The organism is Spirulina sp. CCNP1310 (genome assembly GCF_034932185.1).
Lineage (GTDB): Bacteria > Cyanobacteriota > Cyanobacteriia > Cyanobacteriales > Spirulinaceae > Spirulina.
This window is the reverse complement of record NZ_JAYGHW010000100.1, coordinates 22,776-38,151: the sequence shown is the minus strand read 5'-3', so window position 1 is coordinate 38,151 and position 15,376 is coordinate 22,776. Positions and strand designations below refer to the sequence as shown.

Annotated in this window: 17 protein-coding genes and 1 pseudogene; 6 read left to right on the top strand and 12 right to left on the bottom strand. The window is 52.9% G+C overall.

What is annotated here, in order from left to right:
* Nucleotides 1–424 (bottom strand): annotated as a pseudogene (locus tag VB712_RS19300) (photosystem II q(b) protein); the annotation flags it as partial.
* Between the two features lie 332 nt (nucleotides 425–756).
* Between VB712_RS19300 and VB712_RS19295 the strand changes: the two are divergent.
* A complete protein-coding gene (locus VB712_RS19295) occupies nucleotides 757–1,335 on the top strand; it encodes a glyoxalase-like domain protein (protein WP_323257768.1) in 579 nt (192 codons plus the stop codon).
* A gap of 151 nt (nucleotides 1,336–1,486) precedes the next feature.
* Here the strand turns inward: VB712_RS19295 and rpsJ are convergent, their stop codons facing one another.
* From rpsJ to VB712_RS19260, 7 genes are all read right to left on the bottom strand, one after another.
* Nucleotides 1,487–1,804, bottom strand: a complete 318-nt coding sequence (gene rpsJ, locus VB712_RS19290; RefSeq protein ID WP_058882368.1) for a 30S ribosomal protein S10 — start codon at nucleotides 1,802–1,804, stop codon at nucleotides 1,487–1,489.
* Nucleotides 1,805–1,902: 98 nt separating this feature from the next.
* Nucleotides 1,903–3,132: an elongation factor Tu gene (gene tuf / locus VB712_RS19285; RefSeq protein WP_323257766.1), complete on the bottom strand. Its 1,230-nt coding sequence runs from the start codon at nucleotides 3,130–3,132 to the stop codon at nucleotides 1,903–1,905.
* Between the two features lie 109 nt (nucleotides 3,133–3,241).
* Complete coding sequence (gene fusA / locus VB712_RS19280; RefSeq protein WP_323257764.1) at nucleotides 3,242–5,320, bottom strand: elongation factor G; 2,079 nt, start codon at nucleotides 5,318–5,320, stop codon at nucleotides 3,242–3,244.
* 128 nt (nucleotides 5,321–5,448) lie between these two features.
* A complete protein-coding gene (rpsG, locus tag VB712_RS19275) occupies nucleotides 5,449–5,919 on the bottom strand; it encodes a 30S ribosomal protein S7 (protein ID WP_323257762.1) in 471 nt (156 codons plus the stop codon).
* 93 nt (nucleotides 5,920–6,012) lie between these two features.
* The gene (gene rpsL, locus VB712_RS19270; RefSeq protein ID WP_072622117.1) at nucleotides 6,013–6,387 is read right to left on the bottom strand and encodes a 30S ribosomal protein S12; all 375 of its coding nucleotides are present in this window, start codon (nucleotides 6,385–6,387) and stop codon (nucleotides 6,013–6,015) included.
* Between the two features lie 177 nt (nucleotides 6,388–6,564).
* Complete coding sequence (locus VB712_RS19265) at nucleotides 6,565–6,912, bottom strand: iron-sulfur cluster assembly accessory protein (protein WP_323257758.1); 348 nt, start codon at nucleotides 6,910–6,912, stop codon at nucleotides 6,565–6,567.
* A gap of 9 nt (nucleotides 6,913–6,921) precedes the next feature.
* The gene (locus VB712_RS19260; protein ID WP_416236404.1) at nucleotides 6,922–7,272 is read right to left on the bottom strand and encodes a cupin domain-containing protein; all 351 of its coding nucleotides are present in this window, start codon (nucleotides 7,270–7,272) and stop codon (nucleotides 6,922–6,924) included.
* A 321-nt stretch (nucleotides 7,273–7,593) separates the two neighbouring features.
* Here VB712_RS19260 and leuD point away from each other — a divergent pair, with 321 nt between their 5' ends.
* From leuD to chlG, 5 genes are all read left to right on the top strand, one after another.
* Nucleotides 7,594–8,187 (top strand): 3-isopropylmalate dehydratase small subunit, encoded by a 594-nt coding sequence (gene leuD, locus VB712_RS19255; protein WP_416236402.1) that lies wholly within the window; start codon nucleotides 7,594–7,596, stop codon nucleotides 8,185–8,187.
* Nucleotides 8,188–9,027 carry an alpha/beta fold hydrolase gene (locus VB712_RS19250; RefSeq protein WP_323257751.1) on the top strand — a complete coding sequence of 280 codons (840 nt, stop codon included), beginning with the start codon at nucleotides 8,188–8,190 and terminating at the stop codon, nucleotides 9,025–9,027.
* Nucleotides 9,028–9,109: 82 nt separating this feature from the next.
* Nucleotides 9,110–9,301, top strand: a complete 192-nt coding sequence (locus VB712_RS19245) for a DUF2862 domain-containing protein (RefSeq protein WP_323257749.1) — start codon at nucleotides 9,110–9,112, stop codon at nucleotides 9,299–9,301.
* Nucleotides 9,302–9,322: 21 nt separating this feature from the next.
* Complete coding sequence (locus VB712_RS19240) at nucleotides 9,323–10,420, top strand: ArsA family ATPase (protein WP_323257747.1); 1,098 nt, start codon at nucleotides 9,323–9,325, stop codon at nucleotides 10,418–10,420.
* A gap of 16 nt (nucleotides 10,421–10,436) precedes the next feature.
* Complete coding sequence (chlG, locus tag VB712_RS19235; RefSeq protein ID WP_323257745.1) at nucleotides 10,437–11,411, top strand: chlorophyll synthase ChlG; 975 nt, start codon at nucleotides 10,437–10,439, stop codon at nucleotides 11,409–11,411.
* Between the two features lie 163 nt (nucleotides 11,412–11,574).
* On the opposite strand, the gene VB712_RS19230 is transcribed toward chlG, so the two are convergent.
* The 4 genes from VB712_RS19230 to sppA all read right to left on the bottom strand — a co-directional run bounded on the left by VB712_RS19230 (nucleotide 11,575) and on the right by sppA (nucleotide 15,324).
* Nucleotides 11,575–12,900, bottom strand: a complete 1,326-nt coding sequence (locus tag VB712_RS19230; protein ID WP_323257743.1) for a peptidoglycan-binding protein — start codon at nucleotides 12,898–12,900, stop codon at nucleotides 11,575–11,577.
* A gap of 69 nt (nucleotides 12,901–12,969) precedes the next feature.
* The gene (locus VB712_RS19225) at nucleotides 12,970–13,992 is read right to left on the bottom strand and encodes a DMT family transporter (protein ID WP_323257741.1); all 1,023 of its coding nucleotides are present in this window, start codon (nucleotides 13,990–13,992) and stop codon (nucleotides 12,970–12,972) included.
* A 68-nt stretch (nucleotides 13,993–14,060) separates the two neighbouring features.
* A complete protein-coding gene (gene aroH, locus VB712_RS19220) occupies nucleotides 14,061–14,462 on the bottom strand; it encodes a chorismate mutase (protein ID WP_416236401.1) in 402 nt (133 codons plus the stop codon).
* A gap of 34 nt (nucleotides 14,463–14,496) precedes the next feature.
* Nucleotides 14,497–15,324, bottom strand: a complete 828-nt coding sequence (gene sppA / locus VB712_RS19215; RefSeq protein WP_323257736.1) for a signal peptide peptidase SppA — start codon at nucleotides 15,322–15,324, stop codon at nucleotides 14,497–14,499.
* Nucleotides 15,325–15,376 lie beyond the last annotated feature (52 nt).

The window sequence follows — 15,376 nt, the reverse complement described above, 5'->3', positions numbered from 1 at the left end:
AAGGACGCATCCCTAAGCGGTAGCTGAGTTCCCACTGACGACCCATGTAGCAGAAGATGCCGATCAGGAAGTGGAAAATCACCAGTTGGTAGGGACCACCGTTGTAGAGCCACTCATCGAGGGAAGCAGCTTCCCAGATGGGGTAGAAGTGCAAGCCGATGGCGTTGGAGGAGGGAACAACCGCACCGGAGATGATGTTGTTGCCGTAGAGCAAGGAACCGGCCACGGGTTCACGGATGCCGTCGATGTCCACGGGGGGAGCAGCGATGAAGGCGATGATGAAGCAGGTGGTGGCGGTCAGGAGGGTGGGGATCATCAAGACACCGAACCAGCCCACATAGAGGCGGTTGTTGGTGCTTGTCACCCATTGACAAAAGCGTTCCCAGAGGGAGGCGCTTTGTTGGGCTTGAAGGGTGGTTGTCATGGTTTGAATGATTTCGTTATGAACATGGCGAGTTAACGAATGAGTTTGTTAAGCCGCTGAACTTACTATAACCGAATGTAACGGTTTGTAACGGGTTCTCAGGATCAGGATTCACAATCACAATTATTAGTTTTGCTTATAAAGATTGAGGCTTGGCTCTAGCTCGCTTCCTGCCAGTTTGGTAGAATTGCCACTATAGCGATCCAAGATCAATCGCGTAAGCCCTCACCCCCCAGCCCCTCTCCCAAGTTGGGCGAGGGGAGCAATAGACTTCACGAATCCATCGGGATTGCTATATCTCCTTAGAATAAAGCTGCTTTTTTCCTCGCCCTATGATTCAGTTCCTCTTTTGGCCGATGTTTGAACCGATGGGTGCGTTGCTGCCGGCCCTTGATAGTCTGTTTTCGACCCAAGGCATTATGGTGATGCTGTTGGTGGCCTATGCGGGGGCGATGTGGATGTTTTTATCCAGTGCGCCGAAGGTTCACACGATTATGGTGTCGGATCTAAATGTGGCGCGGGAGTTTTATGAGGGGTTGCTGAATATGGCGGTGGCGGATGTGCCGCTCCATTATTACTACAATTATGAGCAAAGTTTAGGGGCGGCGAGTTTAGACCCGATTTATGGGATGTCCGGTTTACCGACGGGGGCGGTGCAAACGCCGATGCAGTCGGAGGGGTTGTGGTATCAGTTGAAGAAGAATACGCAACTCCATGTGATTACGGGGGCGCAATATGGGAAGGGCGATCGCCATCGTCATGTCTGCTTTGACCATGATTGCTTAGAAAGTATTTTGCTGCGGGTGCAGTCGCGGCGGTTGCGGTTTAAGCTCCGCAGTCGTAAGCCGCTAAATTTTTTGGTCAAGGATATGGCGGAACGGGTGATTGAGATGGCGGAAGTGGCGGATTGATTCCCCCTGATAGATGCACAAAAAAGCACCCCTGATCAACAAGGGTGCTTTTTAAATGGAATCCATTGAGTCAAATCGTGCAAGGCTGGAGGTGGTCAGGGGCGAAAAATTTTTGTGCCTCGGCAGGCTTACGCCAACGCCCCTACGATACCTACAACTTCACTTCAATATCCACCCCAGCCGGTAAATCCAACTTCATCAATGCATCAATGGTTTTAGAAGAAGGTTGGTAAATATCAATGATGCGGCGATGGGTGCGGGTTTCAAAATGCTCGCGGGAATCCTTATCGACGTGGGGAGAACGGAGCAGGCAATAAATGCGGCGCTTGGTGGGGAGGGGGATGGGGCCGATCGCCGTCGCATTGGTGCGATTAGCCGTATCCACGATCTTTTCACAGGAAGTATCGAGGAGACGACGATCAAAAGCTTTGAGACGGATGCGGATTTTTTGCTGTTGGATAGTGGCCATGTTTAATTTTCAAGGTTCAGGGAAAGGATCATCGAAAAAGCGTCACAAAAGGAGCAGAAAAACTGCGTTTTCTGCTCCTTAGCTCAGGAGAGCGGCAATTATTTCAGGATTTTGGAAACAACACCTGCACCAATGGTGCGACCCCCCTCACGGATGGCGAAGCGCATCCCCTGTTCAACGGCGATCGCATTGATCAAGGTGACAGTCATTTTGATGCGATCGCCCGGCATCACCATCTCCGCTTCACCCCCATCATCATCCGTAAAAGCATCAATCGTTCCCGTCACATCCGTTGTCCGCATATAGAACTGGGGACGGTAGCCAGAGAAGAACGGCGTATGACGGCCCCCTTCTTCTTTCTTCAGGACATAAACTTCCCCTTCAAACTGGGTGTGAGGCGTGATCGAACCGGGTTTAGCAATCACCATACCCCGCTCAATATCGCTTTTTTCAACACCCCGGAGCAGAATCCCGGCGTTGTCCCCAGCCATCCCTTCATCAAGACTCTTCTTGAACATCTCAATGCCGGTAACGGTTTTCTTCACGGTGTCCCGCAGGCCCACCAATTCCACTTCATCACCAATTTTGACTTTACCGCGCTCAATCCGACCGGTAGCCACCGTACCACGACCTGTGATCGTAAACACATCTTCCACCGCCATCAAGAACGGCTTATCCACTTCCCGCTCAGGGGTGGGGATAAAGGCATCCACTTCTCCCATCAGAGCCAAAATTTTATCCACCCACTCATTTTCCCCTTGGGCAGTTTTGGGGTTAGCAGTCAAAACCTCAACCGCCTTGAGCGCAGAACCCGCCACAATGGGAATATCGTCACCGGGGAAATCGTAATCGCTGAGGAGTTCACGGACTTCCAGTTCCACCAGTTCGAGCAACTCAGCATCGTCCACTTGGTCTTCTTTATTCAAGAACACAACGATGTGAGGAACCCCGACTTGCTTGGCCAGCAAAATGTGCTCACGGGTTTGGGGCATCGGGCCATCAGCGGCAGAAACAACCAAAATTGCACCATCCATTTGTGCCGCGCCGGTGATCATGTTTTTCACATAGTCAGCGTGACCGGGGCAATCCACGTGGGCATAGTGGCGGTCAGGGGTTTCATACTCAACGTGGGCGGTGTTGATCGTAATCCCCCGGGCTTTTTCTTCCGGTGCTGCATCAATATCTTCGTATTTACGAGCCAGCGCCCCACCTTGAGCCGCCAAAGCCATCGTAATTGCAGCGGTTAGTGTGGTTTTACCATGGTCAACGTGGCCAATCGTGCCAATGTTGGCGTGGGCTTTAGTCCGTTCAAATTTTGCGCGTGCCATTGATTAATCGTTCCTTATCTCTAGTTTTGCGTTCCTAAGCTGATCTCATATTTTAGAGGGATTCTGGCCCCTTTGCAGAGAGCCATCTCCGAACCCTAACCTGTATTGATCAGAAAATGGTTCCCCTGTTCTTAGCAATGATGGCTTCAGCCACATGGTTGGGAACCTCACTATAGTGGCTGAACTCCATCGAAAAAATCCCCCGTCCTTGGGTCTTAGAGCGAATATCGGTGGCATAACCAAACATTTCCGCTAAGGGAACTTTTGCTAAAAGTTTGGCGATCGCCGCCTCCGAACTCATCCCCTCAATTTGACCCCGACGGGAGTTGATATCCCCCATCACATCCCCAAGAAAATTTTCGGGGACTTCAACTTCGACCTTCATCATCGGTTCTAAAAGCACTGGCTTGGCCTTGTGAACAGCCTCACGCATCCCTATAGAACCGGCAATTTTAAAAGCCATTTCCGATGAGTCCACATCATGATATGAGCCATCAACCAGAGTGACCTTGACATCAATCAGAGGATACCCGGCCAAGATGCCTGTTTCACAGGATTCTTTAATCCCTTGTTGAACGGCGGGGACATATTCACGGGGAATCGTCCCCCCGACCAGTTTAGAAACAAACTCAAACCCACTACCGGCTTCAGCAGGTTCAATATTGATGACCACATGGCCATACTGGCCCTTCCCACCACTTTGGCGAATAAATTTGCCTTCCGCGTGGGCAGATTGGCGAATGGTTTCCCGGTAGGCCACTTGGGGTTGGCCCACATTCGCCTCCACCTTGTATTCCCGTAACATCCGGTCTACAAGGATTTCCAAATGCAGTTCACCCATCCCTGCGATCACCGTTTGATTCGTTTCCGGGTCAATCCTGACCCGAAACGTCGGATCTTCATCAGAGAGGGCTTGAAGCGCCTTGGAAAGTTTCTCCATATCCTGTTTGGTTTGAGGTTCCACTGCCACCGAAATCACGGGTTCAGGGATGAAGAGGGATTCCAGGATAATGGGATTAGTTTCATCACAGAGGGTATCCCCTGTAATCGTGTCTTTCAGACCAATAGCCGCACCGAGATCCCCCGCTCGGAGTTGATCCACCTCAATGCGATCATTGGATTTAAGAATAATTAAGCGAGAAATTCGTTCTTTTTTGTCCTTCGTCGAGTTATAGGCATAACTGCCCTTGGACAGGACACCGGAATAAACCCGCAGAAACGTCAGCCGTCCAAAGGGATCCGCCGCTACCTTAAAGGCCAGGGCAGCAAAAGGAGCCTGATCATCCGCTTGGCGCGTTCCTTCTGTGCCATCAGGAAGCAACCCCTTAATAGCAGGTACTTCCGTTGGCGCGGGCAGATAATCCACCACAGCATCTAGCAACAGTTGCACCCCTTTATTTTTAAAGGCAGAGCCACAGAGCATCGGCATGATCGAACCGTCTAATGTACCCTGCCGGATAGCTTGACGAATATCCGCCTCATCCAAGGTTTCTGTTGCAAAATACTGATCTAATAAAGCCGCGTTGGTTTCCGCCACAGCTTCGAGTAAATAGGTTCGATATTCCTGGGCTAGTTCTGCAACTTCCTCAGGAATTTCCGTATCTTCAATTTCTGTGCCGAGGTCATTGTTATAGATTTTGGCCCGCATCCGCACTAAATCAACAATGCCGCGAAAATCCCCTTCACTGCCAATGGGAATTTGAATCGGCACAGCATGGGCCCGTAACCTGTCTTTCACCTGTTCGTAAACTTTGAAAAAGTTCGCGCCCGTGCGATCCATTTTGTTCACAAAGGCGATCCGAGGCACATGATAACGATCCGCTTGTCGCCAAACAGTTTCAGATTGCGGTTGCACACCACCCACGGAACAAAACACAGCAATCACGCCATCAAGCACCCGCATCGAACGTTCTACTTCAATGGTGAAGTCAACGTGGCCGGGGGTGTCAATGATGTTAATCCGGTGGTCTTGCCAAGTGGTGCTGATGGCGGCGGCGGTGATTGTGATGCCCCGTTCCCGCTCCTGTTCCATCCAATCGGTCACGGCGTTGCCGTCGTGAACTTCACCAATTTTATGAACAATACCGGAGTAGAATAAAATTCGCTCTGTTGTTGTGGTTTTACCCGCATCAATATGGGCAGCGATTCCAATATTACGAACTTTCTCTAATGGGATAGTTCGTTCCACAATTCCCTCCCTAATGGCTAAACCCCAAGGGGGCCAACAATAAATTTACTAAGGCTATAGTTACGTTACGATTTATGACTTGAGGTTTCGGGGGGATAGGGCCAGAGGGCTATCCCCGCTCGAAATCCTTAGTAGCGGTAGTGGGCAAAGGCTTTGTTCGCTTCAGCCATGCGGTGGGTTTCTTCCCGCTTGCGGATCGCGCCGCCGGTTTCGTTGGCTGCATCCATGATTTCGTTGGCCAGTTTGCTGGCCATGGTGCGACCGGAACGGGAGCGGGAATAGGTGGAAAGCCAGCGCAAGGCGAGGGTTGTGCCTCGGTTGGGGCGGACTTCCATGGGGACTTGGTAGGTGGCCCCACCGACCCGCCGCGCTTTGACTTCTACTAAGGGGGTGATGTTGCGAATCGCCTGCTCGAACACTTCGAGGGGATCGTTGCCGGTGCGATCGCCAATGATCCCGAAGGCATCATAAATCAGGCGATAGGCGAGGGATTCTTTGCCGTGGCGCATGAGGCGGCGGGCGGTCATGCTGACGAGACGGCTGTTATGGACGGAATCGGGAGGGACGGGACGTTTTTTAACTACTCGACGGCGGGACATGGTGAATCTTCAGTAGGAATTTTAAGGAGGGAGGCGATGGGCGTGAGCCTGCGGATGGCCTCCAGGATGTTCACAAACACCAAGGGATTGGCGTTATGCCTTGGGCCGTTTGGTGCCGTATTTAGAGCGGCTTTGACGACGGTCTTTCACACCTGTAGCATCCAAGGTTCCGCGCACAATGTGATACCGAACCCCAGGCAAATCTTTAACCCGACCGCCCCGAATGAGCACAACGGAGTGTTCTTGCAGGTTATGGCCGATGCCTGGAATGTAGGCGGTGACTTCAAACCCAGAGGTAAGGCGTACCCGTGCCACTTTCCGGAGGGCAGAGTTCGGCTTTTTGGGGGTGGTGGTGTACACCCGAGTGCAAACGCCGCGCCGCTGTGGACATTCTTTGAGGGCTGGGGATTTGGTTTTCTTTTTCGCGACGGAGCGTTCCGTGCGGATCAGTTGCTGGATAGTTGGCATGGGTTACAAGTTCTGCCTCGCGGTGGTTCTTATTGTTGACGTGACAGTCTCCCATTATATCGAAATTGGCGGAACTGTGTCAAGCAGCGGAAAAAGGGGAATGATCCCCCGGCTACGCCGACCCCCTTGAAAAGGGGGTTTTTCTGGAACCTCCCTTGTTAAGGGGGGCAGGGGGGATCAAATCCCGGATCCGAAATCAGGGGCGATCGCAAAGGAATGGCCACAGCTACAGGATTTGAGGGCTTGGGGGTTTTTGAAGCGGAATCCTCCCCCCATTAAATCCTCGGTGTAGTCGAGTTGGAGACCTTCGATGTAGGGGACGCTATCGGGGGCGATGCTGATGGCAATATCGGCTTGGGTGCAGTGGCGATCGCCCGGCTGAGGAGTCGCAACTAATTCAAGTTCATACACAAAATCGGCACAGCCACCAGACTGCACCCCAAGGCGTAAAATGCCTTGGGCTTGGTTATGGGCCATTTTTAAGCGGCGGATCTCTTGAACCGCCGCCGGAGTAAGGGTAATCATTGCGGGGATTTAATGCCGTTTGTAGTCATCTTGGAAGCGGATAATATCATCCTCCCCTAAATATTCCCCATTTTGGACTTCGATGATCACCAAATTGATCACACCGGGATTTTCTAAACGGTGGGGTGTGCATTGGGGGACATAGGTGGATTGGTTGCTTCCTAAAATTGTTACCTGATCCCCACAGGTGACTTTTGCCGTCCCCGCCACCACAATCCAATGCTCGCTACGGTGGTGGTGCATTTGCAGGCTGAGGCGATGGCCGGGCTTGACTTCAATGCGTTTGATTTTATATTGGGGGCCTTCTTCAAGGACGGTGAATGTCCCCCAAGGCCGTTGGGGAGAATCATCCCGTGCCATAGCAGGGGTGCTTTCTGGGCTAACAGCCGTCTCAACATCTTTAAGTTGAACCATCATAACCTCGCAATTGGTGTGAATCTGGGGCCGCCAACCGCACCCCATCGGGCCCCTTCTCCAGTCTAGATCTCCCCTGCGGCGCTGTCCATGATTTGGTGAGGAGTAGGAAGTAGGGGGGAATCTCAATTGCACGCGCTTCTCTTTTCTCTATCCTCTTTTCTCCTCAAAGAGGAGCGGACTGAAGTCCGCACGACAAACCGGACTTTGGAAGGGGTGGGGGCGATCGCCTATCATAAACCTCATCTATGTTTTGAAAAAATCGCCATGAGTGAAGTAAAAATGGTTTCCGGCCGGGGAATTCCGGTGCGGGGCAGTGATATTGATACGGATCGGATTATTCCGGCGCGGTTTTTGCGCTGTGTCACCTTTGAAGGATTAGGCGTGTCTGCCTTTGCTGATGACCGGGCGGCGGCGGGGGGTTCCCATCCTTTCGATCAACCCCAATATCAAGGGGCGAATATTTTGCTGGTGAATGGTAATTTTGGCTGCGGTTCTTCACGGGAACACGCCCCCCAAGCTTTGGTGAAATGGGGGATTGATGCGGTGGTGGGGGAAAGTTTTGCGGAAATTTTCTTTGGTAACTGTGTGGCGTTGGGGGTGCCTTGTGTCACCGTTACCCCAGCGGTTGCTCAGGAATTGCAGGGGTTAATTGAGGCGAACCCTGAAACCTTGGTAACGGTGGATCTTGAGGCGTTGACGGTGACAGTGGGGGATTTTAAGGGGGCGATCGCCATGGCTGACGGCCCCCGACAAATGCTCCTCACCGGCCAATGGGACAGTTGCGGCCAATTAGTGGCCAATGCGGAAGCCGTCAAAGCCACCGCTCAAACCCTGCCCTATTTAGCTTGGAGTGCATAGATGGAGGTTCAGGAGCATACGATTAACGCTGGGGGTCATGATTGGTTCTATCGGGAGATTGTCCCCGATGCCCCCAAAGATGTCCCGCCGATCCTCTTCATCCATGGCATCCTCTCCAACGGCTATACCTGGCGGATCATGATGCAAACGGCTGCTGATGCCGGGTTTCGCACCCTTTCCCCCGATTGGCTGGGCTATGGCCGTTCCGCTAAACCCCAAACGCGGGAGTTTAAATATACGCCAGCGGCCTATGAGGCGGCCTTAGGGGAACTGATCACCGCTTTGGATTTGCCCGAATTGATCCTTGTTGCTCAGGGTTATCTCGGTTCCGTGGCGGTGCAATATGCCTGCCATCACCCGGAACAGATCAACCGCCTGTTGCTCCTCAATGCCCCCCTCACAACCGGGGCAACGATTCCCTGGGTGATGCAGCAATGGACGATTCCCTTTATGGGAGACATGATGACCCAAGATCCCCTCTTGGTCGATCGCACCCTTGAAGGGGGGGCGGGGTTTGTGATTGCGGAGGAGGATTTAAGTTTTTATCGTCAGCCCTTTTTGAAAAGCTCCCAAGCGGGGCGATCGCTCATGGCCACGGTAAAAAACCTTCAACTGCGCGAAGCCATGAGCCAACTCAGCAGCGATTTAGCCCAATGGCGCAAACCGACGCAAATCATTTGGGGCATGGCGGATCCTTGGTTGGATGGGGAAACTACCCGCCGGGAACTGCAAAAAAATCCCGTCATCGACTGGAGCCGTTTACCGGAAGCCAAACATTACCCCCAAGAGCATTGGAGCGCGGAGATCATGACCATTGCCCTCCCTTTCCTCCAAGCCTAAGCTAACCCTAACTACGGGGGGGCAGGTTTTGCCCTAAACTGTTTAATGGTTTTCAGAAACGTTTACACAAAAGGGATTGAGCATGGAAATCGGGACTAAAGTGCAAGTACGGCGGATTCGCGATCGCGTCGCCGGGGATGTGGCGGATAAGCTGGGTAAAATCGGCACGATCAAAGGCTACAAAATGACCGACGGTAGCGGTGTCGGGGCATTGGTGGAATTTGATGATCAAAGCAAAACCTGGTTTTTTGCAGACGAACTCAAGGAAATTTAAGCAAACCTTTCATTCAAACCCATGGCTCAAGTTCTGACCTTTATCGGCAAGGGGGGGGTGGGTCGCACGACGATGGCGATCGCCGCCGCCAAACGCCTCGCCCAACAGGGGGAGCGGGTGCTCCTGGCCTGCCAAGATCCTAGCCCTGTGATGGGGTTGCGTCTTGGCCAGCCTTTAGGGATTACCCCCGTGGCGATCGCTCCCAACTTTGAGGCGGTGCAGTTCAGCGCACCGGCCCTCATTACCCAAGCTTGGGAAGAGGTGAAGGCACGGGAAGCCAAATATTTGCGGTTTCCGGTGCTGAAAAATGTCTATGGTCAAGAACTGGGGCTATTTCCGGGGATGGATGTGGCCCTAGCCCTTTATGCAATTCGGGGTTACAACCTCAGCAGCAATTATGACGTGATCATCTACGATGGCGCGGGGGATTTAAACACGCTGCGCACCTTGGGTATTCCGGAAACCGGCAGTTGGTATATTCGCCGCTTCCGCAATGTGATGCTGGAATCAGATCTGGGCAAGGCGGTGGCTCCCTTTATCCAACCAATCACCAGTGCAGTGTTAAATATTTCCTGGTCTTGGGATAACTTTGCCAACCAACCCACGGAAGAAACCCAGGAATTGCTCAATGAGGGGAGAAATGCGATCGCTGATCCCCAACGGGTTTTAGCCTATTTGGTGACGGATGAGCAACCGGAGGCGATCGCCCTCGCTCAATACTATTGGGGCAGCGCCCAACAGGTGGGGGTCAGCGTCGGTGGCGTATTGTGGAACCGGGTCAACCCCAGTGCTGAACAGGTTAAGGACTTCCTCCCCATTCCCAGCACTAGCTTACCCACCCTCCCCGGCGAAAACTGGGATGCCCTCTTAGCCGCCCTGCCCAATTTCCGGGACACCGACCACATCCCCAAACCCCTCACCATCGACACCACCGCCCGCCAAGTCAAAATCTTTTTACCAGGCTTAACTAAAAATCAAGTCAAGCTCACCCAATACGGCCCCGAACTCACCATTGAAGCCGGGGATCAACGGCGCAATATTTTCCTGCCCCCACCCTTAACTGGCCAACCCGTCAAGGGGGCAAAATTCCAAGATCATTACCTGATTATTTCCCTCTAAATTACTGTAAACACCCATGACTGACGAACAAAAAACCGCACCCACCGGCTCAAAGGCCCGTCAACTCTTGGGCATGAAGGGAGCAGCGGCAGAAACCAATGTCTGGAAAATTCGCCTCCAGTTAATGAAGCCGATCACCTGGATTCCCCTCATTTGGGGTGTGGTCTGCGGCGCGGCTTCCTCCGGGGGCTATGTGTGGGGCTTTGAGGATTTATTAAAAGCCTTTACCTGTATGCTCCTTTCCGGGCCAATCATGACCGGCTACACCCAAACCCTCAATGATTACTATGATCGCGAAATTGATGCGATTAACGAACCCTATCGCCCCATCCCATCGGGGGCCATTTCCATCCCCCAGGTGAAGGCACAGATTTTAATTTTGTTGTTTGGCGGGTTTGGGTTGGCGGCATTTTTAGATGCTTGGTCGGGTCATGAATTCCCAATGATTATGTTAATTACCGTGGTGGGTTCATTTATCGCCTATATCTATTCTGCCCCACCGTTGAAGCTGAAACAAAACGGTTGGCTAGGGAATTATGCCCTAGGAGCCAGTTATATTACGTTGCCTTGGTGTGCGGGTCATGCCCTGTTTGGGACGTTGAATTGGACGATTGTTTGGTTAACGTTGTTTTATAGCCTTGCTGGGTTGGGGATTGCGATTGTCAATGATTTTAAAAGTGTGGAGGGCGATCGCCAATTGGGTTTAAAATCGCTGCCGGTGATGTTTGGTGTGGAAAAATCTGCTTGGATTTGTGTGTTAATGATTGATATTTTCCAAGCGGGGGTGGCGGCCTATTTGATCTTTATCCATCAAAACCTCTACGCCACGATCCTGCTCCTATTCATCATTCCCCAAATCACATTCCAGGATATGTACTTCCTTCGCGATCCCCTCAAGAATGATGTGAAATATCAAGCCAGCGCCCAACCTTTTTTAGTGTTGGGGATGTTGGTGGCGGGGTTAGCCTTGGGCCATAGTGCCTTGGTTTAGTTAAAATGATGGGAAAATTGCCCCAATGGAATACCTAAATCTCTGTAGGGGCGAAAAATCTTTCGCCCCTCCGGATGTTTCGCCCCACAGAACATCAAGGAGGAGCGATCGCCCCCCTCAATTTTTCAGAAAGCACCATCACCCTTGAGCGATTACTCCCCGTTTAAGTCCCTGGGGGGTTGCGGATTTGTCCCAACTGATTGAGGGCCCATTTTGCCGTCGCCTGCACATCAGGATCGGGATCATCGGTGGCGCAGTAGATTAATTGGCTCAATTGGGCAATTAATTCATAAATGCGGGTTAAATCCCGGATCGCATTTTTGCGGACTTGGGCGTTATCATCCTGTAACGAGAGTGCTAAAGCACGGTTCATCGGCTTCAGCGTGCGGATCGCAATTTGAGAAAGGGCTTCTAAAACGAGGCCCTGTTGCTGGGAATCAGATTCTAATAACAGATTCACCAACGGTTGAACGGCGCGGGAATCCGCCCGCTGGGCCAAAGACCAAATCACCTTACGCCGTTTGTCACTATCGCTAGTTTGTAAATCCCGAATCAGTTCCTCCACCACATCGGCTTTCGGCAAACTGGGCGCGGAAATGGGCAGGGACGAGCGGGGTTGATAGTGGTTGGGGGAAATAAAGCCCGGTGGGACAGAGGAGGATAGGGGAGAATCCTGATCATCCCAGATATCATCAGGGGAACCGGAGGCGGGCAGTTGGGGCGGATTCGCTGGCTGGCCGGAACTGGTGAGGGAATTGAGCAAAAAATCCAATTCTGGGGAATCCCCCCAATCATCATCGGGGGGAGGGGCAGGCAGGACTTCTGCTTCTGCGATGGGGGTATCTTGGACAAATTTGGTCGGGGAGGGTTTGAGGTCTGGGGGAGGGGTGTTGATCGTGATGGGGGGGTCGGGATAGAGGGGGGGGAGGGGCGAGTCAATCATGGCCTGGGTTGGGTCTGTGGAGTCTTCCACCGCCCCACCATTGACGAATCGCCAGAGTAAATAAACAACGCCGCCCAGGGCAGAAAGCACTGTAACCCCTGCTGCGGCAATGAGGAGAATTTTGCGCCAGTTACGGCGGGGTGGGGTCGGGGCGGCGGGGGTATCGCGATCGCGCAGGGCCTCAAAACTGGCCACATCAAAAATGCCTGTGGGTTCTAGGCCGGCCTCGGTTTGTAATTTACGGACAGCGGCGGCGGTGGCCTCATCGTAGCTGCCGCTGGGTTCCCCTTCGTAATAACCCGCTCGTTGGAGTCTTTCCTGTAATTGCGTCACCACTTGCCCTTGATCGCCGGGTTTGATTTGGGGCGGGCCTTCTGGGCTGGTTTCGGTTTCGGTTTCGGGTTCTGCCTGGGCCAAGAGGGCGGGGGCTATAGTGGTGGTCATCCTCCATGGGGTTGACGCTCCGGCAGCTTCATGGATCAACAATGTACCGGCGATCGCCCCAATTAACCCATAACGCATCAACACAGACAGAGTTTTAAACATTCTGTTAGCACAGGGAAAGCCACAACTGAGGCACAATAACCGTAATGTTATCCGCCATTATGCGAGAATTTACGGCCCCTCTGCCTCAACTTTAACAGGCAGGGGGGGAGCCTGTTCTCCCCGCAACAGACTCAGCCATTTGGGCCAACCTTCGCGGAGCGCCTCCCGCTGATTAATAAACGTAATACTGATCAGGGTTAAAACGACCCCCAACCACTGCACCCCATTGAGGACTTCGGCGAGGAGGAGATGGCTTAAAATCAGGGCGAAGACGGGGGTGAGGAACGTGAGCGAGGTGAAACTCGTGAGGTTGCCCCGTGCGGCAATCCAGAAAAATAAACCATAGGCGATCGCACTGCCGCAAATCGTCGCATAGCCCAATTCTAGCCAACCCATGGGGGTAATCTGTTGCCATTGCTGGGATTCCCACAGCCCGGACATCACCCATAGTGGGATCCCCCCGATGATCATGTGCCAGCCGGTGGCGACGACGGGATCAACATGGCGACTGACATAGCGGATGCTGACGGTTCCTAGGGCCATGGACAGGGAGGCGAGGAACATGAGCCACTGGCCATTATCAAACAGGGCGGAAAAATTGAAGGTGAAGGGGATCGCCCCCCCTTGGGCCAATTCCATCCACCACCCCGCCGGGATGCCGATTAAACTAATTCCCAACACCCCAATCCCCAATCCCAGCCAACCCCACAGCCCAATCAACTCCCCAAATAGCCAACTGGAAAGCAGCGCAATCACAATGGGCTGAGAATCAATCATGACCGACCCTAAACCCGCGCCGGTACGGGCTAACCCCTCGGCTAAGAAGCCTTGGAAGGCAAAGCCATCAAGGAGGGCAAAGAGGGTAATCCAGCCCCAGGCTTGCCAGGTTTGGGGTTGGGCCCGTTTCAGCAATGCCGTCACGATCAGGATTAAGATTCCCGCCGGAACGAGTCGCAGCCCCGCCATAAACAGGGGGGTAGTATGGGGAATCACCCCTTTCATCGCCACCATGGCACTGCCCCACAGGAAAAAGGGGGCAATGAGCAAGAGGGGGGAGAGGATGCGGTCTGGCTCAACGGGTTTTAGGGTCATGGCATTGACGATCATTAATTTTCCCTATTGTAACGATTTATGTAGTTTGCTTAACTACCTTTGATCGTTTACAGGCGGTGGCGATCGCGATGGAGGGGGGTTAAATTCCAATCGGGACGGAGATCCTTAGCGCGGCCTAGATAAACATGATTCATCGCCCGTTGGGGTTGGGGGGTGTTGACATGGATCAAGACACGAATACAGCGATTGAGGCTGCCTTCGATTTGGAGTTGTTGGACATCCAAGAGGGCAACATGATCCCAATGGGAGCGTTCGCGGGCGATCGCCGCTGGAAAAATCGCGTCCAGATCCGGGGTCATGGTGAAGATGGCGCTGATCATTTCGTCAGGGTCAAGCTCATTGCGGGCTTCAATTTCATCGATCAACTCCCGCACCGCCGAGCGGATCGCCTCAATAGTATTTTCTTCCGTGGTGGTTGCCCCCCGAATTGCCCGCACTTTCCAGTCCACGCTAATTTCCTCCCGATGGCGATCGCGCCAGATCTTAAGGTCGGTACAGCCATAGGGGCTGTCCAGACGTTGCCAGTTCAAATTCTACCCAATCGAGGCAAGTCCCTAACCGCGACTTGGGTCGGGCTACCTGTCCTGAGAGCAGACGGGTCAGGATCGGCTTTTTCTCCTCAATCGTATTCATTTTCACCTTTTCCGGGTCAAGTTCGGCCCATTCTGCTAACCAGCGGCGGGCTTCTTCTTCCGTACCGAGGCGATCCACTAATCCAAGGGCGAGGGCCTGCTCTCCGGTAAAAACGCGGCCATCAGCAAAACTACGCACGACTTCTGGCTCTAGGTTGCGGCCAGCGGCAACGGTGGCGACGAATTGCCCATAACTGGCATCAATGAGATCCTGAAGAATTTGCATTTCCTCTGGGGTGGTTTCGCGATCGAAGGCGAGGATGTCTTTATAGGGGCCGGATTTGACGGTTTTGAAGGAAACGCCGATTTTATCGAGGAGTTTTTCTAAGTTATTGCCCCGGATGATTACGCCGATACTGCCGGTAATTGTGCCGGGGTTGGCCATGATCCGCTCGGCTCCTACGCCGATATACACGCCACCGGAGGCGGAAATATTGCCAAAGCTGGCGACGACTTTCACCCCCTTCGCTTGAATATCCTTGAGGGCTTGGTAAATTTCTTGGGAATCCCCGACGGTTCCCCCAGGGGAGTCAATACGCAGAAGCAGGGCGGGATAGTCTTCTTCTTCAACGGTTTTGAGGGCTTTGAGCACTCGTTTACGGGTTTCTGAGGCGATCGCCCCCGTGATTTCAATCCGGGCAATTTGCTTGCGCTTCTTGGGCTTAAACGGCCAAATCATAGGGCGTGGTTCAACGGTAGATAGAGGATAGTCTCCCATTATACCCGTGGAA